The organism is Burkholderia sp. SRS-W-2-2016 (assembly GCF_001931485.1).
Classification (GTDB): domain Bacteria; phylum Pseudomonadota; class Gammaproteobacteria; order Burkholderiales; family Burkholderiaceae; genus Paraburkholderia.
Window position 1 is genome coordinate 24118 of sequence record NZ_MSDV01000071.1, and the last position, 20820, is coordinate 44937.

Annotated in this window: 21 protein-coding genes; 8 read left to right on the top strand and 13 right to left on the bottom strand. The window is 64.5% G+C overall.

Annotated features, from left to right (window positions below; translation table 11 throughout):
• Positions 1-327 precede the first annotated feature (327 nt).
• The gene (locus BTH42_RS29155) at positions 328-1053 is read left to right on the top strand and encodes a cytochrome c biogenesis CcdA family protein (protein WP_075304649.1); all 726 of its coding nucleotides are present in this window, start codon (positions 328-330) and stop codon (positions 1051-1053) included.
• Position 1054: 1 nt separating this feature from the next.
• Positions 1055-1594 (top strand): thioredoxin family protein, encoded by a 540-nt coding sequence (locus BTH42_RS29160; protein WP_075304650.1) that lies wholly within the window; start codon positions 1055-1057, stop codon positions 1592-1594.
• 116 nt (positions 1595-1710) lie between these two features.
• Here BTH42_RS29160 and BTH42_RS29165 read toward each other — a convergent pair whose 3' ends face one another.
• On the bottom strand, positions 1711-2577 hold the full coding sequence (locus BTH42_RS29165; RefSeq protein WP_178392258.1) for a MipA/OmpV family protein: 867 nt from the start codon (positions 2575-2577) through the stop codon (positions 1711-1713).
• A gap of 549 nt (positions 2578-3126) precedes the next feature.
• Between BTH42_RS29165 and BTH42_RS29170 the strand changes: the two genes are divergently transcribed.
• Positions 3127-4449 carry an amidohydrolase family protein gene (locus BTH42_RS29170; RefSeq protein ID WP_075304751.1) on the top strand — a complete coding sequence of 441 codons (1323 nt, stop codon included), beginning with the start codon at positions 3127-3129 and terminating at the stop codon, positions 4447-4449.
• A gap of 177 nt (positions 4450-4626) precedes the next feature.
• On the opposite strand, the gene BTH42_RS29175 is transcribed toward BTH42_RS29170, so the two are convergent.
• On the bottom strand, positions 4627-6843 hold the full coding sequence (locus BTH42_RS29175) for a glycoside hydrolase family 3 protein (protein ID WP_075304652.1): 2217 nt from the start codon (positions 6841-6843) through the stop codon (positions 4627-4629).
• A 645-nt stretch (positions 6844-7488) separates the two neighbouring features.
• Between BTH42_RS29175 and BTH42_RS29180 the strand changes: the two genes are divergently transcribed.
• The 5 genes from BTH42_RS29180 (at position 7489) to BTH42_RS29200 (ending at position 11203) form a co-directional block, all read left to right on the top strand.
• On the top strand, positions 7489-8112 hold the full coding sequence (locus BTH42_RS29180) for a helix-turn-helix domain-containing protein (RefSeq protein ID WP_075304653.1): 624 nt from the start codon (positions 7489-7491) through the stop codon (positions 8110-8112).
• Complete coding sequence (locus tag BTH42_RS29185; RefSeq protein ID WP_075304654.1) at positions 8109-8636, top strand: GNAT family N-acetyltransferase; 528 nt, start codon at positions 8109-8111, stop codon at positions 8634-8636. The genes BTH42_RS29180 and BTH42_RS29185 overlap by 4 nt, the downstream gene beginning before the upstream one ends.
• A gap of 100 nt (positions 8637-8736) precedes the next feature.
• Entirely contained in the window at positions 8737-9210 is a 474-nt protein-coding gene (locus BTH42_RS29190) for a MarR family winged helix-turn-helix transcriptional regulator (protein ID WP_075304655.1), read from the top strand.
• A gap of 74 nt (positions 9211-9284) precedes the next feature.
• Complete coding sequence (locus BTH42_RS29195; RefSeq protein ID WP_075304656.1) at positions 9285-10544, top strand: M20 family metallopeptidase; 1260 nt, start codon at positions 9285-9287, stop codon at positions 10542-10544.
• A 14-nt stretch (positions 10545-10558) separates the two neighbouring features.
• Complete coding sequence (locus BTH42_RS29200) at positions 10559-11203, top strand: trimeric intracellular cation channel family protein (protein ID WP_075304657.1); 645 nt, start codon at positions 10559-10561, stop codon at positions 11201-11203.
• Between the two features lie 22 nt (positions 11204-11225).
• On the opposite strand, the gene BTH42_RS29205 is transcribed toward BTH42_RS29200, so the two are convergent.
• From BTH42_RS29205 to BTH42_RS29255, 11 genes are all read right to left on the bottom strand, one after another.
• On the bottom strand, positions 11226-12194 hold the full coding sequence (locus BTH42_RS29205) for a type II secretion system F family protein (RefSeq protein ID WP_075304658.1): 969 nt from the start codon (positions 12192-12194) through the stop codon (positions 11226-11228).
• A 62-nt stretch (positions 12195-12256) separates the two neighbouring features.
• On the bottom strand, positions 12257-13234 hold the full coding sequence (locus BTH42_RS29210) for a type II secretion system F family protein (protein ID WP_075304659.1): 978 nt from the start codon (positions 13232-13234) through the stop codon (positions 12257-12259).
• Between the two features lie 13 nt (positions 13235-13247).
• The gene (locus tag BTH42_RS29215) at positions 13248-14609 is read right to left on the bottom strand and encodes a CpaF family protein (protein ID WP_075304660.1); all 1362 of its coding nucleotides are present in this window, start codon (positions 14607-14609) and stop codon (positions 13248-13250) included.
• Positions 14610-14665: 56 nt separating this feature from the next.
• Entirely contained in the window at positions 14666-15877 is a 1212-nt protein-coding gene (locus BTH42_RS29220) for an AAA family ATPase (protein WP_075304661.1), read from the bottom strand.
• Positions 15878-15985: 108 nt separating this feature from the next.
• On the bottom strand, positions 15986-16300 hold the full coding sequence (locus tag BTH42_RS29225; RefSeq protein WP_075304662.1) for a hypothetical protein: 315 nt from the start codon (positions 16298-16300) through the stop codon (positions 15986-15988).
• Positions 16301-16321: 21 nt separating this feature from the next.
• The gene (locus tag BTH42_RS29230; protein WP_075304663.1) at positions 16322-18298 is read right to left on the bottom strand and encodes a type II and III secretion system protein family protein; all 1977 of its coding nucleotides are present in this window, start codon (positions 18296-18298) and stop codon (positions 16322-16324) included.
• A gap of 100 nt (positions 18299-18398) precedes the next feature.
• Complete coding sequence (gene cpaB / locus BTH42_RS29235; RefSeq protein ID WP_075304664.1) at positions 18399-19232, bottom strand: Flp pilus assembly protein CpaB; 834 nt, start codon at positions 19230-19232, stop codon at positions 18399-18401.
• Between the two features lie 34 nt (positions 19233-19266).
• Positions 19267-19809: a prepilin peptidase gene (locus BTH42_RS29240; RefSeq protein ID WP_075304665.1), complete on the bottom strand. Its 543-nt coding sequence runs from the start codon at positions 19807-19809 to the stop codon at positions 19267-19269.
• A 40-nt stretch (positions 19810-19849) separates the two neighbouring features.
• Entirely contained in the window at positions 19850-20020 is a 171-nt protein-coding gene (locus BTH42_RS29245; protein ID WP_075304666.1) for a Flp family type IVb pilin, read from the bottom strand.
• A gap of 69 nt (positions 20021-20089) precedes the next feature.
• Positions 20090-20260, bottom strand: coding sequence for a Flp family type IVb pilin (locus BTH42_RS29250; RefSeq protein WP_075304667.1), 171 nt, complete (start codon positions 20258-20260; stop codon positions 20090-20092).
• 124 nt (positions 20261-20384) lie between these two features.
• Positions 20385-20633 carry a hypothetical protein gene (locus BTH42_RS29255; RefSeq protein ID WP_075304668.1) on the bottom strand — a complete coding sequence of 83 codons (249 nt, stop codon included), beginning with the start codon at positions 20631-20633 and terminating at the stop codon, positions 20385-20387.
• Positions 20634-20820: the final 187 nt, after the last annotated feature.

The following is a 20820-nucleotide window of genomic DNA, read 5'->3' on the forward strand; positions in this document are numbered from 1 at the left end:
GATTGAGGTCCGGTTGTTCTCATTCGGACGGTTTCCCCGGCGGCGTCCGTTGTGCCTGCAATAACCTCACCGATCGCCGTGACGATGCGGTATCGAACGCCCGGCAGCGGGTGGCCTTCGTGATCCTTTATCCAGAAATCAACGCGGGAAGAGATAGCCCGTTGGCCAGCCACGCGACTCGCCCCACCCACGCGCGCGACAAATTGTGTCGCAATGTATCAACACGCCCCCGATACACAGAACCTTGCACACGCGCCCGTTTGCCGACATAAACCAGATACGCGCGAGCGTTCCAATACGGTCATACCAGCCAACGGAGCGCTCACCATGCACAGTACTCTCGAAACGCCACTCGCCCTGCTCGCCGGGCTGCTGACGATTGCTTCGCCCTGCGTGCTGCCGGTCATGCCGATCCTGCTCGGCACGTCCGTCGAACAGCCGAGCCGCACGCGGCCGCTGTTCATCGTCGCCGGCTTCATTCTGACTTTTGCGTCATTCGCGCTGCTGCTTGGCGCAGTGTCGAGCACCGTGCACGTCGCGCAGCAGGTGCTGCGCAATACCGGCATCGCGTTACTCGCGCTGTCCGGCCTGATGCGCGTATGGCCGCGTCCTTATGACTGGCTCGTCGCGCGGTTGCAGGCGCCGCTCGAACGGATCGGCGCGGCGATCTTGCCGGGCTCGTCCGGCGGCCAACCCGGCAGCGGCAACGCCGGCGGCTTCGTGCTCGGTATGTCGCTTGGCGCGGTGTGGACGCCGTGCGCCGGACCGGTGCTCGCATCGATCCTCGTGCTGGTGGTGAAAGCCCAGGACCTCGGCTGGTCGGCGCTGCTGCTCACGCTGTATGCGATCGGCGCGGCGATTCCGATGCTCGCGATCATCTACGGAGGCCATTACGTGACCCGCCACGTGCGCGTCGTATCGCGCCACGCGGAACGTCTGCAACAGGTATTCGGTGTACTGGTGATGCTGACCGCACTCGCCATCTATCTGCAATACGACGTGCTGCTGTACGCCCGGCTCGCCGCTTTCTTCCCTTCACTGAAAGGACTTTGATATGACTACCCGACTCAAAACATTCGTGCTGTCCACGGCTTTCGCCGCCTGCGCCGTGATGGCGACGAGCACCGCCGCGCTCGCAGCGCCCCTGGCCGCCGCGTCGACGGCACCGGAATTCACCGGTATTTCGCAATGGCTCAATAGCGAACCGCTGAAGTTGCAGCAATTGCGCGGCAAAGTCGTACTGGTGGATTTCTGGACTTATAGCTGCATCAATTGCGCGAACACGCTGCCGTATGTGAAAAGCTGGAACCAGAAGTACAAGGATCAGGGGCTGACGGTGATCGGCGTGCATACCCCCGAATACCCGTTCGAGCGCGACACCGGCAACGTCAAGACCGCGATCAAACGGCTCGGCATCACCTACCCGGTCGCACAGGACAATCAGTACGCGACGTGGAATGCCTATAACAACCAGTATTGGCCCGCGTTTTACCTGATCGACAAGAAAGGGCAGATCGTTTATTCGCACTTCGGCGAAGGCGATTACGCACAAACCGAAGCGAAGATTCAGGCACTGCTTGCGCAAAAAGATTGAAACAACGTACCTGTTATAAAAAAACCCACCCGCGCCTGAGCAATCAGGTTCGGATGGGTTTTTTATTCCGGAGCCGGCTTTCGCGCGGTAATGTCGCACCGCTTTACACCACCCGCTTAAAACAGATAATTGGCGAATAAGCCGTAAGTGATCTGACTGGTCTTTTGCGTAATCGGGCTGTCGCTCGCATCGCCTTGCAGCCACGCGAACGACACGCTCGCGCCGACATTCCAACGCGCCGCGATCCGGTACGCGCCGTTGATCGAGAAGCGCACCTGACTCAAACCGGAGCCGGCCGAATAGGTCGGCAAACCGGAACGGGCGCTCTGTTCCGGCGTCACGCCGAAATAGGTTTCATTGTACTTGCTGCTGCCCCACGTCAAGCCCGGACCGGCGCTCAGCGTCAGTTGCGGAATCGGCTCATAGCGGCCGAGCAGGTCGAAGGTCGCGACGGTGCCGCGATCGTTGCCGGCGATATCGGTCAGCACGCTCGCGCGCGCAGTGATGAACTGATAGGTATAAACGCCGAACAGTTCGGCATGCGCGGTCCGCTTGACGTCGCCGAGCCCGTGCAGACGCGCATCGTCCGACTCGCTGCGCGGCTCGATGAAGTCGTAAGTGATCGCGGCGCCGACGCGCCAGTTACTGTCGCGATACAAGTAGGCGCCAAGTGCCAGCACCGAAGCGGCGTCCGGATTCGCGCCGAGAAAGAAGCGGTCGTAGTTCACGCTCACGGCCGGCACCACTTCCCATTTGGTCCCGCTTGCGCCCGGGTATTTCGGCATGTTCACGACCCCGGCGCCCACCGCGAAGCGCCACGGGCTCGTGCTCACGCCCGTCCCTTGGGTGACCTCCGGCGCGCCGACCGAATACAGGCCTTCGGACAGGCCGAGGGTGTCGTCCGCCATCGCGGCGAGCGCGAACAGCGACAACGCGGAGCCCACCAGCACCTTGGTCATTCGGGGATTCAATACATCGATCATTCCGCTTCTCCGTGGCAAATGATTAGCCCACGCGCAATTGCGCCGGTCTAGCCGTTTATTGGGTACTGCCGATACTTTCGTATAACTGAATGCCGCGAAGATCACCGCCATTTCGCCTCGCCAACCGGATTGGCTTATTGAGCCTATTGCGAAAAAAGCTATGGCAAAAGGTGGTTTGAGCATAGCCGGTTTATTTCGGCGGTCGCAAGCAGATTTTTGTTAAATGCAAACTTAGGGCCGGCAATTGTCACAATGGTGGCGCGAATCCAACGCCGCCCTCCCCAATCGCCCGGATTTGCCATTCGCGGTCCCAAACGATAATCTTTGCGGGCTTGACTTTCATCGTCGCCGGCAATAAGCGGGCGGCGGCTTTCGACGCACAGTGATCTACGTTACGGGTGAGCTATGGCATCAGGAAAGTATCTCGGCAACAAAACCGACAGTCCGTCGCTTTCGTGTCTTTGTGACAAGTCTCAAGCGCAGTATGCCAACCGCCGTATCAGTGCTGACTTGTCGCGCCGCGGTTTCGTTGCCGGTCTCGCGGCCTCGATGCTGAGCCTCGTGCTGCCCGGAATCGGTCACGCTCAAACCACCCAACCGCCGCCGGCACCGGCCAAACCGGTACTGTTCACCAACTTCCGTCTGTTCGACGGCAAATCGTCGGCGCTGCGCGACGGCCTCTATATGGTGGTCGAAGGCAACACGATCAGCCAGATCGGTCAGGGCCAGCCGGCCTCGAGCGAAGGCAAGACCGTGGTCGATTGCGGCGGCAAGGTGATCATGCCGGGCCTGATCGACATGCACTGGCATTCGCTGCTCGCCGCGCTGCCGATCCAGGTGATTCTCCAGGCCGACATCGCATTCGTTCACCTGGCCGCGAGTGCCGAAGCCGAACGCACGCTAATGCGCGGCTTCACGACGATACGCGACGCGGGCGGTCCGTCGTTCGCGCTGAAGCAGGCGATCGACAGCGGCATGATTTCGGGCCCGCGCATCTATCCGTCCGGCGCGATGATCACCACCACCGGCGGCCACGGCGATTTTCGTTCGCTGGCCGAACTACCTCGCACCGCCAACCAGGTCAGTCAGGCGGAACGCGACGGCGCCAATGCAATCGCCGACACCGCGGACGAAGTGCGGATGCGGGTGCGCGAGCAGTTCATCCAGGGCGCGACGCAGATCAAGATGGTCGGCTGCGGCGGCGTGTCGACTCCGCGCAGTCCGCTCGACATGCTCACGTTCACCGAAGACCAGATGCGCGCGGCAGTCGAAACCGCGGCGGACTGGGGCACGTACATTCTGGTGCACGCGTATACACCCGAATCGATTCAACGCTCGGTCGCCGCCGGCGTGCAGTGCGTCGAGCACGGTCATTTGATGGACGATAAAACCGCCGCGCTGATGGCGAAACACGGTACGTGGTTGAGCACGCAACCGTTCGTCAGCGAAGAGGACGTCGCGCCGCTGAGCGGCCCGAGCCGCGAGAAATTCCTCGAAGTGACCGCGAGCACCGACAACACCTACAAGCTCGCGCGCAAGCACGGACTGAAGGTCGCGTTCGGCACCGACCTGATCTTTTCGCAGACCCTGGCAACGCGCCAGGGCAAGATGCTCACGCACCTGAAACGCTGGTACACCGCTGCGGAAGCACTGAATATGGCGACGGGCGCCAACGGCCAGTTGCTGGCGATGTCCGGTCATCGCAATCCGTATCCGCGCAAACTCGGCGTGCTGGAAGAAGGCGCGTATGCGGACCTGCTGCTGATCGACGGCAATCCGCTCGAGAATCTCGATCTGATCGCAAACCCCGAGCAGAACCTGCGCATCGTGATGAAGGACGGGAAGTTCTACAAGAACACGCTCAAAGCGTAATAAACGATCAGGCCGGGAGCATGCCGCGTCACGACGTCGGCAGGCTCCCGGCCTGAATAGTTAGCTGAACTGCGTTACTTCGAATCGCGCTACGCAAGGATCGGGCAACGCAGTACTTCACACCCGGCATCCGGGCGCGCAAGCTGCCGCGCCCGGCCCACCGACTCCGTCAGCCGGTTAGCTGCGACCCTGCAGACGGATATCGCGCGACGACGCTCCGACATACACCGAGCTGCCCGGCACATATTGCCAACGGCTGTGCGTCGTATCCCACACGCTTTGCATGCGCGGCGTGACGACCACGTGCACGTGACGCGACTGGCCCGGGTTCAGCGCAACCTTGTCCCAGCCCACCAGACGGCGCGGCGGTTCGCCCTGATACGGCACGCCCAGATACACCTGCGGAATTTCGGCGCCGGCCACGCGGCCATCGTTACGCACATCGAACGACACGTCGATCAGACCGCCCGGCAGGCGCTTGACCGACAGATCCGAGTAGCCGAAGTGCGTGTACGACAGGCCGTAGCCGAACTCGAACATCGGCGTGATGTTCTTCGCGTCATACCAGCGATAGCCCATGTCGAGCCCTTCCGAGTAGACCGGATCGGTCGGGAACGAGCCGTCCGTGCCCCACGTCGGCGTGTCCTGATCGCGCGCCGGGAACGTGACCGGCAGTTTGCCGGACGGATTGACCTTGCCGAACAGCACGTTCGCAATCGCCTTGCCGCCCGCTTCGCCCGGATACCACGCTTCGACGATCGCCGACACCTTGTCCTTCCACGGCATCAGCACCGGATTGCCGCTTTCGACGACGACAACCGTGTGCGGATTGGCCGCCGCGACCGCTTCGATCAGCGCGTCCTGGTTGGTCGGGTTCGCGAGGCTCAGGCTTTGCAGATCGCCGAAGTCTTCGCCGGCCGGCTGCGCGACGACCACCACCGCGACGTCGGAGTTAGCCGCGAGCGTCGCCGCCTGGCTGATCTCCTGCTGCGTGTATGCGCGGAACGGCGACGCCTGGTCGCTGTTGCCGGCAAACGTGACCTTGGCCTGCGGCGCGAGCGCCTGGATCGCCGAGACGATCGGCGTATCGACCTTCAGCCACGGATTGGTCCACCAGCTGCAACCGCTCGAGTTGCCGAACGTGAGGCCGCCGCAACCGGAGAACGCACCCGTCACCGGATCGCGCGTATTGCCGGACCCGCCGCCCGTCAGCACCGCCGCGTCCGCGTGGCCGCCGATCACCGCGATGCGCGACAGCGAACCCGCCGCGAGCGGCAGCTGATTGCTGGCGTTCTTCAGGAGTACCATCGACTGCTCGGCGGCCGATTGCGTGAACGCATTCGCAGCCGCGAAGTTGATGTTCTTGCCGCCCTTGGCCGGGTCGTCCATCACGCCGTTGCGAATCATCACGTACAGCTTGCGCTCGACCATGTCGTTCAGACGCGCGGTCGAGACCGAACCGTTCGCGATCGCCTGCTTGACCAGAGCCGGCGTCAGATAGACGGTCGAACCGACGTCTTCTTCCTCGTCGAGACCGGCGTTGATCGCGGCCGCAGTGCTATGCGCCGCGCCCCAGTCCGACTGCACCTGGCCTTCGAAATGCCAGTCGTTCTTCAGCACGTCATTGAGGATGTGCGAGTTCTCGCATGCGTAGGCACCGTTCACGCGGTTGTAGCTACACATCACGCTGCCCGGCTGCGCGGTGCGCGCGGCGATTTCGAACGGCAGCAGATACAGCTCGCGCATCGTGCGCTCGTCGATCTGGCTGTTGCCGCCGCTGCGCCCGTGCTCCTGCTCGTTGCCCATGTAGTGCTTGATCGTCGCGATCACCTTCTGGCTTTGCGTGCCGTCGGTGCGCTCGGCGAGCATTTCGCCCGCGAGGATCGGGTCTTCGCCGAGGTACTCGAACAGACGCCCGCCGCGCGGCTCGCGAGCGAGGTTCGTGCCGCCGCCGAGACCCATGCCGAAGCCCTGTGCGCGCAACTGGATCGCGACCTGCTTGCCGTAATTCGATGCCAGCTGACGGTCCCAGCTGGCCGCCACCGCGATCGTCGCCGGGAAGGTGGTCGACGGCTGGCTCGTGCTACCCGAGCCGGTCGACGAGTCGGCCATGTTCAGATCCGGAATGCCGAGACGTGGCACGCCCTGGATGTAGCCCGCGCCGCCGCCCGGCACCGACGACATTGCGTACTGCGAATGAATGAACTGCAGCTTCTCGTCGAGCGTCATCTTGTCGACGAGGGTCTCCGCGCGCCGATGCGCGGCCGCCGACGCAAATGCGTTCAGCACCGTCGATAGCGGCGCGAAGTCGAGCGCCGAAGTGGGAATTTCCGCGTGCGCAGCAGCGCTCACGGCCGCCGCTATCGCGACGGCCGGCCAAAGTTTCTTTTGCATAGATGTCTCTCCGAGTTGGACTTTTCGTTGGGGCTGCGAGCGCGTCGAATGGGTGCACAGCGGACGCGAAAACAGGCCTGCGGCGATGACCGCAAACGTTTGCCTGTTGAAAGAAGAATCGACGCGGCTGGATGGGCTGTAACGACTCTCCGTGGTGAGTAATGTAAGAATGTAGTCTGACTACAGCATCGGTGTTTTTACTAATACGCGTGTTTTTATGCGTAATGGGCCGTAAGAGTTTTCTTACATAATGCAATTGAAAGAATTGAAATTTGGCCGGTAATTTTTATTCGATTTTTTATTTCACCGGATTGGAGTCGGAAAAATATGCGAATAGGGTTTTTATTCGCTTTGCGTAGGCCGCATCCGGCTCAGATTGCGCCGTGATTGAAGCGTTTCCCGCATGCCTAAGCTCGTTCTCCCCCATACACGGCCTGAAAATACCGAGCCAAATTTATGTGCTTTAACTATCTCCAATCCCTGATATTTCCAAAGATTTATGAGGTTAGATCCTGTGATGTAGCCGGTGATTCGTACACCAAAGAATGAAAAGACAATGACGCGGATTTTCGGTCCTACCAGCACTTGACAACAAAAAAGTCCGCTTCTAGTTTACTGGAAGCCACATCCCTAAAACTGGAACTCATGGACATCAACGCGCTGATCGCCCGACGCGTCAAAGCATTGCGCGACGCGCAAAACTGGTCGCTCGACGCGCTAGCCGAGCGCAGCAAAGTCAGCCGCTCGAACATCTCGCTGATCGAACGCGGCCAAAGCAGCCCCACCGCGACCGTGCTCGACAAACTCGCGACCGCGCTGAACGTGCCGCTGGCATCGCTATTCGAGCAGGACGACACGCCGCAAGCCGCAACATCGCCCGTCAGCCGCGCAGCCGACCAACCGGTCTGGACCGATCCGACATCCGGTTACGTGCGCCGGCATCTATCGCCCACCGCGCCGTCCGCGCTCCAGCTGGTCGAGGTCGACTTCCCCGCCGGCCAGCGCGTCAGCTACGAAACCGGCGCGCGCGACGCGGACATCCATCAGCAGGTGTGGCTGCTGGAAGGATCGATGGAAATCACCACCGGCGACACCAGTTGGCGGCTCAAAGCCGGCGACTGTCTCGCGATGCGCCTCGATAGCCCGATCACATTCCGCAATCCCACGCGCAAACGCGCGCGGTATCTGGTGGCACTGACCACCACAGCGGTCAGCCCAGGCAACCAGAGCAACCGCGCAAACCAGATCAACCCACGGAGCAACGGATGAACGAACCCGCAACCATCCGGCGCATCGACGCGACCGAAGCGGCCGCCAGCATCGAAGCGCTCGCCGATGTACTGATCGACTGCGTGGAAGGCGGCGCGTCGGTCAGCTTCATGCTGCCGATCTCGCGCGACACCGCACGCGCGTTCTGGCGCAACGTCAGCGACGGCCTCGCGCGCGGCGAGCGGGCGCTGCTGATCGCGCGCGACCACAGCGGCGAAATCGTCGGCACCGTGCAGTTGATCACCGCCCAACCGGAAAACCAGCCGCATCGCGCGGACGTCGCGAAGATGCTCGTACATCGCAAAGCGCGCCGTCGCGGGATCGCGCACGCACTGATGAGCGAGGTCGAGCACGTCGCGCGCGCCGAGAGCAAATCGGTGCTGCTGCTCGACACCGTCACCGGCGCCGACGCCGAGCGGCTCTATCAGCGCGCCGGCTGGCAACGCGTCGGCGACGTGCCCAATTACGCGCTGATGCCCGACGGCGCCCTGTGCGGCACGACGTTTTACTGCAAACAGCTTTAACCGCGAATCCGCCGCTCCGCCGCATGTAGTTGAAAATTTCAACTACATGCCTATAATGCGTGCTTACCCGCCCCGGGTAGCCGACGACAGCGGAGCAATCTTGTACTCGGACTTCCTCACTTTCCGGCTCGATCTGACCAGCGCGCTGCTGATCAACCGCGCGAACGAGGTCTATCGCGAGCGCTGGGATCTCGACGTACGCGCGCTGCGCGTATTGCGCCTCGTCTGCGCCGAGCCCGACATCACCCCGAAAACGGTGTCGCAGCGCGCGCTGATCGAAAAAACGCTGCTCTCCAAAGTGCTCGCCGAGCTCGAAACGCGCGGGCTGATCGATCGCAACACCCATCCGTCGGACCGCCGCAGCATCGCGTTGCGCGCCACCACGCACGGTCTCGAAGTTGCACAGGCATCCGAAGCATTAGGATCCGCGCTGGAAGTCGAGCTTGCGAAGGGCCTGAGCGCGAACGAACGCAAAACGCTCGAACGCCTGCTCGGCAAGCTGTCGAACAGCCTGCTGGCGAACGAGTTAGCAGGCGAACACGCCAACGAGCGTACGAACGAGCCGCCGCACTGAGCCGCCGCACTAAGCCGCGCAAGCCGCCCGCCACCCAACCGATTTCCATAGCGCCCACGCCCAAGGAGCCCTTCATGTCGAAGCTGATCGCAACGCTGTCGCCCGCGATCGACACGCTGCTGCCCGAACTCGAAGCGATCTACAAGGATCTGCACCAACACCCCGAGCTGTCGATGCAGGAAGTGCGCACCGCCGGCATCGTCGCGGATTACGTCGAAAAGCTCGGCTATGAAGTGACCCGCGAAGTCGGCGTGACGGGTGTGGTCGCGTTGATGCGCAACGGCGACGGCCCGACCGTGATGCTGCGCGCCGACATGGACGCGCTGCCGATGGCCGAAGCGACCGGCCTGCCCTACGCGAGCACGGTGCGAACCAAGGACGAAGACGGCTTCGAAGTCGGCGTCGCGCACTCGTGCGGTCACGATCTGCACGTCACGTGGCTGCTCGGCGTCGCGCGCCTGATGGCCGAGCATCGCGACGCGTGGCACGGCACGCTGATGGCGGTGTTCCAGCCCGGCGAAGAAGTCGGCCGCGGCGCGCGCAGCATGCTCGACGACGGCATGACCACGCGCTTTCCGAAACCCGACGTGATTCTCGGCCAGCACGTGATGGTCGGCGCGGCCGGCACGATCGGCTATCGCAGCGGCACGATCCTGTCGGCCGGCGACAGTCTGAAGGTCAAGCTGTTCGGCCGCGGCTCGCACGGCTCGCAGCCGCAGACCTCGATCGACCCAGTGATCATGGCGGCGTCGACCACGCTGCGGCTGCAAACCATCGTGTCGCGCGAAATCTCGCCGCGCGACAGCGCGGTGCTGACGATCGGTTCGCTGCAAGCCGGCACCAAGGAAAACATCATCCCCGACGACGCGACACTGAAGCTGAACATGCGCACCTACGACGACGACGTGCGCGAATACATGCTCGGCGCGATCCGCCGGATCTGCTGCGCCGAATGCGTGGCGTCGAACGCACCGCGCGAGCCGGAGTTCACCACGTTGTCGAGCTATCCGCTGACGGTCAACGACCACCCGGTCACCGAACGTCTGCGCGAAGCATTCGAAGCGCAGTTCGGCGAGCGCGCATACGAAACGCAACCGGCCGCCGCCAGCGAAGACTTCAGCCTGTTCGGCCGCGAATGGAACGTGCCGTACTCGTTCTGGTTCGTCGGCGGTACGGACCCCGAAGTATTCCGCGCCGCGCTCGCTGCGAAAAAGCTCAACGAAATCCCCAGCAACCATTCGCCGAAATTCGCCCCGGTGCTCGACCCGACGCTGCGCGCCGGCCTCGAAGCGATGCTGTGCGCGGCCGGCGTATGGCTCGATCAATCCGCCTAGGCTACCTCCGCACCGTGAATTCGCACGCCGTCTATACGATCCTCGATCTGATCGGCACCTTCGTGTTCGCGATCAGCGGCGCGGTGGCCGCGCGCCAGCGCCGCCTCGACCTGTTCGGGATCGCGGTGATCGCGTTCATGGTCGCGTGCGGCGGCGGTATCGTGCGCGATATCTGCATCGGCGCGATTCCGCCGGCGGGGCTGTCGAACTGGCGCTATCTGGCCACCGCGCTGGCAGCGTCGGCGGTGACGATTCTCGCCTATCCGCAGGTACGCCGGCTGCGTCAGCCGGTGCTGTTCTTCGATGCGATCGGGCTCGGTCTGTTCGCGGTATCCGGCGCGCAGAAGGCGCTGACCTATGGCCACAATGCCGAACTCGCGATTCTGCTCGGCGTGGTCAGCGCGGTGGGCGGCGGCGTGATGCGCGACATCGTGCTGTCGCGCGTGCCGGCCATTCTCGAACGCGAGATTTACGCGTCGGCCGCGCTGTTCGGCGCGGCCGTGCAGGTGGGCTTTTCGTACGCGGGCTGGACCGACTGGTGGACGCCGTGGTTCGCAACGCTCGCCTGCGTGATGGTGCGGCTCGCGTCGCTGCGCTTCGGCTGGCGTCTGCCGGTCTTCCAGGGCCGGCGCGCCGCCGATACGCGCGACGCGCCGTAAGCGCCACCGTCATGTGCCACTGTCACGCGCCGCCGGCCATGCTCGGCAACAGCTCGCGGTAGATATGAATCATCGCCGGCCCCATCAGCACGACCAGCAACGCAGGAAAAATGCAGAACACCAGCGGAAACAGCAGCTTCAGCGAAATCTTCGCCGCGCGTTCCTCGGCGCGCATCCGCCGCCGCGTGCGCAGCGTATCGGACAGCACCCGTAACGACGCGCCGATGCCGGTGCCGAAGCGCTCGGCCTGAATCAGCATCGCGCTGAACGAATCAATGTCTTCCACGCCGGTGCGCAACGAGAAATTGCGCAGCGCCTTTTCCTTCGAAAAGCCCGAACGCATTTCGAGCAGCATCAGTTCAAGCTCGCTCGCCACCACCGCGCTGCGCATCCGGATCTCCTCGCCGACTTTGAGCAACGCGGCATCCAGACTCAAGCCGGCTTCGACGCACACGGTCAGCAGATCGAGCGCATCCGGAAAGTCCTCGACAATGCTGCGCTGGCGCGACGCGATACGGCGCGACAGCACCACGTTCGGCAGGTAGTAGCCGAACGCGGCGAGCGCCATCAGCACGATCGACCGTTCGAGCAGCGTCGTCACGAGCGCGCTGCCGTACAGCACGACCAGCGCCAGCAACGGCAGCACGACGGCCAGCGCGGTCTTGGTCGCGAGATAAACCGGCGCGGCATTGGCCGAGCGCCAGCCCGCATTCATCAGTTGCACCCGCAGCGCGGATTGCTCCCAGCCCTCTTTCGGCACGGAAAGCCGTGAAATAGGCTGCGAAATTTCCACCAGCTTTTCGTACCACGGCGTATCCGCGGTGCCGCCCGCCTGCTCCAGCGTCGGCGCGAGGTTCGGGCCGCCCGCCTGTTCGATGCGGCGGCTCATGTCGCGCGGCGTGGCCAGATGCATCGCGCCGAACGCGGCGGCCGACACGATCGCGAATACACCGAGCAGCAACAGAATCTGTGTGAGGTTCAGCGTTTGCATGATCTCTCCTCGTCGTTATTTTTCGCGGCGCGGCGCGGGTCAGCGCGCCACCGCTCGCCCGCTCAGACCCGGATCCTGACGATGCGCCGCATCCACAGGACCCCGAACAGAATGCCGACGGCAGCGATCGTGACCATCTTCATCCCCGCCGGGTCCTGCCACAGAATGCTCAGGAACTCGGGATTGATCACCAGCATCGCGGCGCCGATGCCGAACGGCAGCAAGCCGAGCACCCATGCGGACAGCTTGCCTTCGGCGGCCAGTACGCGAATCTTGTCGAACAGCTTGAAGCGGTCGCGCACCATCGCGGTGATCCCGTCGAGTACTTCGGCCAGATTGCCGCCGGTTTCGCGCTGGATCACCACCGCGATCACGAAGTAGCGCAGATCGCGAATCGGCACCCGCGTCGCGAGATTGGTGAGCGCTTCGCTAATCGACACGCCGTAGTTGATCTCGTCGAACACGATGCGAAATTCGCCGCTCATCGGCTCGGCGAACTCGGTGCCGACCATATCGATCGCGCCGGTGAACGCATGGCCCGAGCGCAACGCACGCGAGAGCATGTCGCAAACATCGGGCAGTTGCCGTTCGAGTTGGCGAATCCGCTTGTTGCGGCGGCGCTGCACGTAGACGATCGGCAGCAGCGCCGACAACGCGGCGGCCCCGGCCGTGAGGTGCCACGGCAGCGCGAGACTCGCGCCCACGATCAACACGAACGGCGGCAACACCGCGCAGGTGCCGACGAGCCGGCCCACCGACCAGGTCAGTCCCGACTGCTGCAGAAACAGGTCGAGCGCATGCACGCGCGGAATCTTCAGCAGTACCCGCGTGAATAGTTCCGACTCGGCCATCATTCGCGACTTCAGAATCGACAGCCGCTCCTTGTTCACGTGGCCGCCGGCGGAGACCGCGCGAATCCGCGATTCGACCCGGCGCGCGACCGGTCCGTGGCGGCTGTTCCAGTACTCGTAGACCGTGCCGGTCGCGAGCACCACCGCGACGAACAGCAGAATGATCGACGCATAGAAGATCGGATTCATGACGATGTCCCCCTCACGCCGTTTCGAAGCGCCGCGCCGGATCGTAGATCTGATCGGGCGGCGCAACGCCGAACGCCTGCAGACGCTCGGCGAATTTCGGCCGCACGCCGGTCGCGCAGAAATGGCCGCGCACGTTGCCCTTCGAATCGACTCCCGTGCGGCGAAACACGAAGATCTCCTGCATGTTGATCATGTCGCCCTCCATCCCGGTCAGCTCCGAAATGCTGATGATCTTGCGGCGTCCGTCGGTCAGCCGCGCGGCCTGCACGATCACCGTGATCGCCGACGAAATCTGCTGGCGCATCGTGCGGGTCGGCAACGGCAGGCCGCCGAGCGTCATCATGTTTTCGAGCCGGGTCAGCGCATCGCGCGGCGTGTTCGCGTGGATTGTCGACAGTGAGCCTTCGTGGCCGGTGTTCATCGCGTTGAGCATGTCGAGCGCTTCGGCGCCGCGCACTTCGCCGAGGATGATCCGGTCGGGGCGCATCCGCAGCGCGTTGCGCACCAGCGTGCGCTGGGTGATCTCGCCGCGTCCCTCGATATTCGGCGAACGCGTTTCGAGCCGCAGCACGTGCTCCTGGCGCAATTGCAGTTCGGCCGCGTCCTCGATCGTGACGATCCGCTCGTCGTTCGGAATGAAGCCCGACAGCAGGTTCAGCAGCGTGGTCTTGCCGCTGCCGGTGCCGCCCGAGACCAGCATGTTGACCTTCGCGCGCGCGAGTGCGTCGAGCAGTTCGGCCATCGGCGGCGTCATGCTTTGCAGTTCGATCATGTCGGCGACCTGCAACGGATTGGTCGCGAAACGCCGGATCGACAGCAGCGGTCCGTCGATCGCGCAGGGCTTGATGATCGCGTTCACGCGCGAGCCGTCCGGCAGCCGCGCGTCGACCATCGGGCTCGACTCGTCGATATGGCGGCCCACACCCGAGACAATCTTCTCGATCACCTTCATCAGATGCGCGTCGTCGTAGAAGCTGACGTCGGTCTGCTCGAGCCGCCCGCGTCGCTCGACATAGGTATGGCGATGCGTATTCACCAGAATGTCGGAGATGGTCGGGTCGCGCAGCAGCGCTTCGAGCGGGCCGAAGCCGAACATCTCGTCGTACACGTCGGTCACCAGCTGCTTGCGCTCGATATCGTTGGCCGGCGCTTTCTGCTCGTCGAGAATGCGCGCGATCAGCGCGCCGATTTCCTGACGGACCTGTTCGGACGGCAGCCGCGCGAGCCGTTCGAGTTCGACGCGTTCGAGCACCGTCAGATGAATCTCGCGTTTCAGTTTCTGATAAGCACCGCGAATCATTCCGGCGCCCGCCGGATCCTGGCGTTCGCCCAACGACTGCACACGTTGCGCGGAAATCTGCTCACGAAGCGACATGACGTTCCCCTGGTTCTGATGGTTCTAATGGTTGCGATCGTTGCGGCGGTGGCGCGTTACAGCGTTTCGAGTTTCGGCGCGTTTTGCCGGCCAAGCAGCCGGCCGAACAGCGACTCGCCCTTCGCGCGGCCGCGCCCCGGTGACGCGGTACCGGCCATCAAGTTTTCGGCGAGCGCCTGCAGGCTGCGCGCGACACCGCTGCCGCGCGCGGTCTTCGACACCGGCAGCCCCTGATTCATCGCGTCGGCGACGGTGTCGGCATCCTCCGGAATCACCTGATACGCGCTCATCCCGAGCACGCTTTCGAGCGCCGCGCGCGGCCGCTCGCCATGCCGCGAATAGCGGTTCAGGATCAGCCGCATCTGCTCCTGCGCGAAGCCGACCGAGCAGAGAATTTCCTGCAGCCGGCGGCCGGCGCGCACGTGCGCCATGCTCGCCTGCAACACGATGTGAATGTGGTCGCTGCGATCGAGCGCGAGCATCGACAGCCGGTTCAGCGTCTGGCCCAGATCGAACAGCACGAAGTCGTAATGCGGCGCGGCGACGCCGAGCAGCCATTCGAGACGGTCTTCCTTGATCTCGGCCGCCTTCACCGGATCGCCCGCGCCCGCGAGGATGTGGAAGCTGTCGGTCACATGCACGAGGCTGGTGTCGAAGAACGCCGCGTCCATCCGCTCGATCTGCGCGCAGATTTGCGGCAGCGTCGACGGCGGGCTCTGGTCGGAGACCAGAAACGCGGCGTCGGCGAACTGCTGGTTCAGATCGATCAGGAGTACGCGCTTTTTCTGCGGCAGACTCGCGATCGCATGCGCGACGTTCGCGGCGATGAAGCTGGTGCCGGCGCCGCCCTTGCTCGAAATGAACGACAGAATCCGCGTGTCGCGGCGGCCGCCTTGCAGGCTCTGCGCCTGCGCGCGCTGCAACGCATCGCCGAACTGGCGCGCGTCGAGCGGCCAGTTCAGCACGTCGCGAAAGCCCGCGCGCATCGCCGCGATCAGCGTGTCGGGCGACGCGTCCGGAACCAGCAGGATGCAGGTGAGCCGCCCGTGCGCGCGGTGCAGCGCTTCGACCACCGCGGGTTCCGCATCCTGCAGCGACACCGCATCGACGATCAGCACGTCGAATGCGTCGAGACTGTCGCCGCGCTCGCCGAGCAGCGACGGCCGGCCGCTCGCGCGGGTGATCCGGTAGTCGCCGCATTCGCCGGTCAGATGCGCGATCTGCGCGAGCCGTTTGCTGTCTTCAGAGAGAGCCAGGATGTTGATCATGATGTTCTCAACCGAGCTGTCGAGGTTGGGCGGCGGACCTCCGGGCCCGCCGCCGGCGCAACGCGACCGCGGCGCGTGATGGGCTGCCGCGCGCGTTGCCGCTTGCACTCACCGGCTGCCGCCGCTGCTGCCGATCCCGATCACGAACGGATTGACCGTGGTGGCCGGCGTCTGGAACGACTTCGCGTACTGCTCCTGCGCGGCCACCGCGGCGACGCCGTCGACGCCCGGCGTCGACGGGTTGTTCTCGCCCGCATGCGGATCGATGATCTGCATCCGCGTGACGGTGCGCACCGCGTCGCCGACATGCGCGTCCCAGATCGGCGAGCTCGACATGCAGCCGCTCAGCGAGCCGCCCGCGAGTGCCGCCAACGTCGCCAGCAACGCCGCGCGGCGCGTGATCACAACAAGTTCGAGTTTCATGAGAGTCTCCTTCGCGGCGCGTTACGGGTTGGCGGGGGTGGCCGGGATAGCTGGGCCGGACGAGGTGTCCGGGCTCGCGGCGTCGGCTTTGGCAAGCACCGGTTCGCTGCTGGCGGCGGCATCGGGCGTCGTCTTCGCGGCGACCCGGGTTGCCGCGCCGCTGCCCTGATGCATGACGGCGGCGCTGGTTTTATCGCCGCTCGGCAGCGCCGCCGCCGGCGCGGGCCGGTCCGCCTGGGTATCGCGCGGCAACAGCGCGGCCGGTGCGCTCGTGCTGCCGGTCGGTGCGGGCGCCGGTACCGGCAGCGTGGGTTGCGGCTGCGGTTGCATCTGCGGCTGGACTTGCGGCTGCGGCGCGTTCGGATCGACGGCACCAGCACCGGCGGCGGGCTGCGCGGCGGGCCGGCGGCCTTCCATGTTGCCGGTCGCGTAGACCGCTGCTTCTGACGTCTGATTAAAGCTGTCGGTCGGCAGCGGATAGTCGGTTCCGGACGGCATCGGCTTCACCAGATGCACGGTGATGATGAAGATCAGCTCGGTGCGATCCTGCTGGAACGACGTGCTGCGAAACAGCGCGCCGAGCACCGGCACTTCGCCGATGCCGGGCAACGCTTTCAGCGCACCGGTGATGTTGTTCTGGATCAGCCCGCCGATCGCGAAGCTCTCGCCGTCGTTCATCTGCACCGTGGTCGACGCACGGCGAGTGGTGATCAACGGCAGCACCGTCACGCCGCTGGTGCCGCTCGAAGAGACGGTGACGCCGGTCGGCGACAGCTCCGACACTTCCGGCGCGACCTTCAGGTTCACGCGGCTGCCCGCGAGCACGGTCGGCGTGAATTTCAGGCCGACGCCGAACTCTTCTTCCTGCAGCGTGATCGTCGAGCCGCCGGTGCCGTTGCTTTGCGGCACCGGAATAAAGACCCGGCCGCCAGCGAGGAACGACGCTTCCTGGCCGCTCAGCGTGACGAGGTTCGGCTCGGCGAGAATCTTGCCGAGGCTGTCGCTCTTTTGCGCGTCCATCGCCAGATTGAACGGCTTGTTGTTGGCCTTGCTGAGCGCGATGCCGTTGCCGACTCCGGCGAGCAGCGAGCTCACCAATGCGCCGGTCCACGAGCCGAAGCCGCCCTGGATATTGACCGCCGCGCCGAGTTGATTGAGCAGCGTCTTCGACACTTCGGCAACCTTCACTTCGAGCATCACCTGCTGCGGCGAGTCGACCGTCATCATGTTGATGACTTCGGAGCCCTTACTGATGCTCGTGCTTTGCTGAGACATCGAGCCGCCGTTGCCGAAGCTCGCGGTGCTGTTCTGCTGTTGCTGGGTCGGCTGCGCGCCCGCATAGGCGCCGGCGATTCCCATCGCCTGCGCGGCCGCTTGCGCGCTCGACACGCGGCCCGCCAGCACCAGATTGCCGGCCGCGCTCGACACGCGAATGCCGCGCTCGTTCGGCAGCAGTTGCTGCAACGCGCGCTGCAGCCCTTCGCCATCCACCGTCACGTTCACGTCGATGATCTGGCAGGCGCCGCTGCGGCCTTGCACGATCATGTTGGTGGTGCCCACCGTCATGCCGACCACGTACAGGCTGCGCTGCGAGACCAGCGCCGCCTCGGCGATCACCGGATTGCCGAGCGTACGGTTGCGCGCCGGTTCGATGAGCGGCACGATCACCGACTTGCCGACCGCGACCGACACGCTCGACTGATCGCGAATCTCGCCGCTGCAGTTCGGTCCGGTCAGTTGCGCGGGCGCGACCGACCTGCCGCCGCCCGCGCCGCCCGGAATTGGCGTGTTGCTGGCCAGCATCGGCGCCCCGCCTCGGCCGGCCGGCAACGGCGCCGATTGCATGCCCCAGCCCTGCGGCATCGGCGCGCCGGCCATGTTCTGCGCCGCGCTGTTCTGCGCGACCGTCAAGCCGGCGCACAGCGCCGCGGCGAGCATCGTGCCGCCGAGCGCGCGGCAACGCGTGCCGCCGGATGAGAACCCCTGTTTTGTTTTCATGTTGCTGCCCCCGTCGCTCGATGTGGATGAACCGAGACGTTTTGTCTTGCCTTTGTTATCCGGGCTCGCGGCGCCTTCGGATTCGCGCGCCGCGACCGCGCTAGAAACATTCGACGCTGCCCGTCACCCCCGACAGCACGCCGACGCAATCGCGCTTCGGCGCCGGTCTCGCCGCGTATTTCGCGCGCACCGGATGCACCGGCTCGGCTGCCGCGACCACCGGCGCCGAGGCCGGCAGATCGAGCAGCGTCAGCTTGGTCGCGCCGCCGGTATTCGGCGTCTGCTTGTCGACCTGATTGCGCAATACCAGCGACAAGGTGCCGACGCTGCGCGCGAGGTCGAGTTTTTCGGCCTGCTCGGGCGTGACTTCGAGCGTCACCGCGTTGACCACTTTCGGCGCGGTGTCGTCGCGGCTGACCTGCTGCGCGACCGCTAGCACGAGGATCTTTTCGAGCACGATCTTCGAGATGCTCTGCTGCGTGTCGGTCTTGTTGGCCTGCTGCGTATTGACGATCACGTCGACGTAATTGCCCGGCAGCGCGAAACCGGCAACTCCGACCACATCGTTCACACGCACCGTGATCGCGCGATGGCCTTCGCCGATCACCGCCGACAAACCGCCCTTGGTGCCCTGCGGCGCGAGCTTCGCTTCAAGCACCGGCTCGCCGGGCGCGAGACTCGTCAGCAGCACGCGTCCTTCGAGCGCTTTCGCGTCGGCGAACGCACCGGGCGGCACGCTCGAATTCGGCCAGCTGACCAGATGCACGAGGTTCTGGTTGAGCGGCTGGCCGAGACTGATGTCGCTCGTCGCCACCGCCACCGACGTCATCGCGCTCGACGACGTCTGCAACAGCCAGCGCGACGCGAAACTCACGGCCGCGAGGCCCGCCAGTACCGCGATCGCCAGCATCACAAAAGCACGACTGTTTTTCATGGCAATACTCCCTGCATTCAGTGGAAACGCGCGGCTACAGCGCGGCCGCGAACAGCATGCCGAGGGTGCCCGCCGCGATCGCGACGCCGTACGGCAGCGTGCCGACCGATTCGGACTGCGTATCGAGCAGCGCCGGCGGTCTGAGCGGCGCAACCAGCCAGCCGCCGAGCAGCCTACGCAGATTCGCGAGCAATCTGCCGAAGCGGCCGCGCAGCAACACGAGTGCGAGCGACCACACGCCGCCGATCAGAAAGGTCGCGAGTGCGATCCGCCAGCTGAGCGCCGGTCCGACCCACGCGCCGATCATCATCAGCAGCTTGACGTCGCCGGCGGCCATCCCGCGCAGCAGATAGAACGGCAGCAGCAGCGCGAAGCCGCACGCGGCGCCGGCCAGCCACGCGAGCGCGCCGGCGAGCTGGCCGTGCAGTGACATCTGCACGGCCAGCGCGGCGGCGAGGCCGAGCGCGATCAGGCGGTTCGGAATGCGGCGCGCGGTGAGGTCCGTGCTCGCCGCCACGATCGCCAGCACGATCACGCACAGCGGTACAGGATGTGGCGGTAAAGGTGGCAGCGTCATGGCGGTCTCGCTAGAGTCGAAGATTGGAGCGGGCGCGGCGTCAGACCGACGACGCGATGCTGGTAAACAGCGAACTCAGGTTCGTGCCGAGCGTCGTGATCGCACCGATGATCACGAGCGCGATCAGCCCCGCGAGCAGCCCGTATTCGATGGCGGTCACGCCGTGTTCATCGCGAGCGAAACGTGCCGCGCCGGCAATCAGTTTGTTCATGACAGACTCCTTCTCGATGAATGAGGATCGACGGACGAAGCGCACGGTTCGTCCGTCGACGGACGGCGCTTATACCGAATTGCCGATGCTGGTGAAAATCGAATTCAGATTGGTGCCGAGCGTCTTGACGGCACCAATGATCACCAGCGCGATCAGGCCGGCGAGCAGCCCATATTCGATGGCGGTGACGCCGTCTTCGTCGCGAACGAAACGAGCTGCGGCAGCGATGATTTTGTTCATGATTCGACTCCCTTTGGATAGCTAAATAATTAAACCCTTCACCGGGATCGGCGCGAGGGAAGGCACTGCGATTACTGCGATTACTGCGGGCACTGCGGGCACTGCGGGAACTACGTGGAGAAGGCTAGGTTCGCCGTCCAGCGCTCGTGCGGCGCGGATTGATCCGCACGAGCGAAACGCTGGGCGAGACGAAGGGTGGAAAACAGATGGAGTGCAACGGCATGCGTGCGGCCGTCAGATGCACGGTACGCACCGGCGAGGGCCGCGCGAGCCGCAGCAGCGTGGCCGCGAAGCGTTGCCGCAGCGTGAGCGAGCGGTGCGCGGCGCACTTGTGCCGGTTGGTGTCGCGCGGCGGCGTGAGCTGGTTGTTCATACATCCCCCGTGTTGCGTGTATTTGTGGGCGTCCGGTCAATGCCGGCGCATGTTGTTCGGTCGACTGTTTTTACGGTCATCGTGTCGTCGACTTGCGCGCTCTTCCTGTCGCAAAGAAGAGGCCAGCAATGCGGGAATCTCGCAACGACAAGGCTCTCGCCCGGACGATTCGCGGCGTGCTGCCCGG

Coding starts and splice junctions, on each gene's coding strand:
- BTH42_RS29240 (WP_075304665.1), bottom strand. CDS start 19,809: ATGACGCTGCCACCTTTACCGCCACATCCTGTACCGCTGTGCGTGATC.
- BTH42_RS29255 (WP_075304668.1), bottom strand. CDS start 20,633: ATGAACAACCAGCTCACGCCGCCGCGCGACACCAACCGGCACAAGTGC.
- BTH42_RS29175 (WP_075304652.1), bottom strand. CDS start 6,843: ATGCAAAAGAAACTTTGGCCGGCCGTCGCGATAGCGGCGGCCGTGAGC.
- BTH42_RS29185 (WP_075304654.1), top strand. CDS start 8,109: ATGAACGAACCCGCAACCATCCGGCGCATCGACGCGACCGAAGCGGCC.
- BTH42_RS29215 (WP_075304660.1), bottom strand. CDS start 14,609: ATGTCGCTTCGTGAGCAGATTTCCGCGCAACGTGTGCAGTCGTTGGGC.
- BTH42_RS29195 (WP_075304656.1), top strand. CDS start 9,285: ATGTCGAAGCTGATCGCAACGCTGTCGCCCGCGATCGACACGCTGCTG.
- BTH42_RS29180 (WP_075304653.1), top strand. CDS start 7,489: ATGGACATCAACGCGCTGATCGCCCGACGCGTCAAAGCATTGCGCGAC.
- BTH42_RS29160 (WP_075304650.1), top strand. CDS start 1,055: ATGACTACCCGACTCAAAACATTCGTGCTGTCCACGGCTTTCGCCGCC.
- BTH42_RS29225 (WP_075304662.1), bottom strand. CDS start 16,300: ATGAAACTCGAACTTGTTGTGATCACGCGCCGCGCGGCGTTGCTGGCG.
- BTH42_RS29210 (WP_075304659.1), bottom strand. CDS start 13,234: ATGAATCCGATCTTCTATGCGTCGATCATTCTGCTGTTCGTCGCGGTG.
- BTH42_RS29155 (WP_075304649.1), top strand. CDS start 328: ATGCACAGTACTCTCGAAACGCCACTCGCCCTGCTCGCCGGGCTGCTG.
- BTH42_RS29170 (WP_075304751.1), top strand. CDS start 3,127: ATGCTGAGCCTCGTGCTGCCCGGAATCGGTCACGCTCAAACCACCCAA.
- BTH42_RS29165 (WP_178392258.1), bottom strand. CDS start 2,577: ATGATCGATGTATTGAATCCCCGAATGACCAAGGTGCTGGTGGGCTCC.
- BTH42_RS29205 (WP_075304658.1), bottom strand. CDS start 12,194: ATGCAAACGCTGAACCTCACACAGATTCTGTTGCTGCTCGGTGTATTC.
- BTH42_RS29230 (WP_075304663.1), bottom strand. CDS start 18,298: ATGAAAACAAAACAGGGGTTCTCATCCGGCGGCACGCGTTGCCGCGCG.
- cpaB (WP_075304664.1), bottom strand. CDS start 19,232: ATGAAAAACAGTCGTGCTTTTGTGATGCTGGCGATCGCGGTACTGGCG.
- BTH42_RS29245 (WP_075304666.1), bottom strand. CDS start 20,020: ATGAACAAACTGATTGCCGGCGCGGCACGTTTCGCTCGCGATGAACAC.
- BTH42_RS29250 (WP_075304667.1), bottom strand. CDS start 20,260: ATGAACAAAATCATCGCTGCCGCAGCTCGTTTCGTTCGCGACGAAGAC.
- BTH42_RS29220 (WP_075304661.1), bottom strand. CDS start 15,877: ATGATCAACATCCTGGCTCTCTCTGAAGACAGCAAACGGCTCGCGCAG.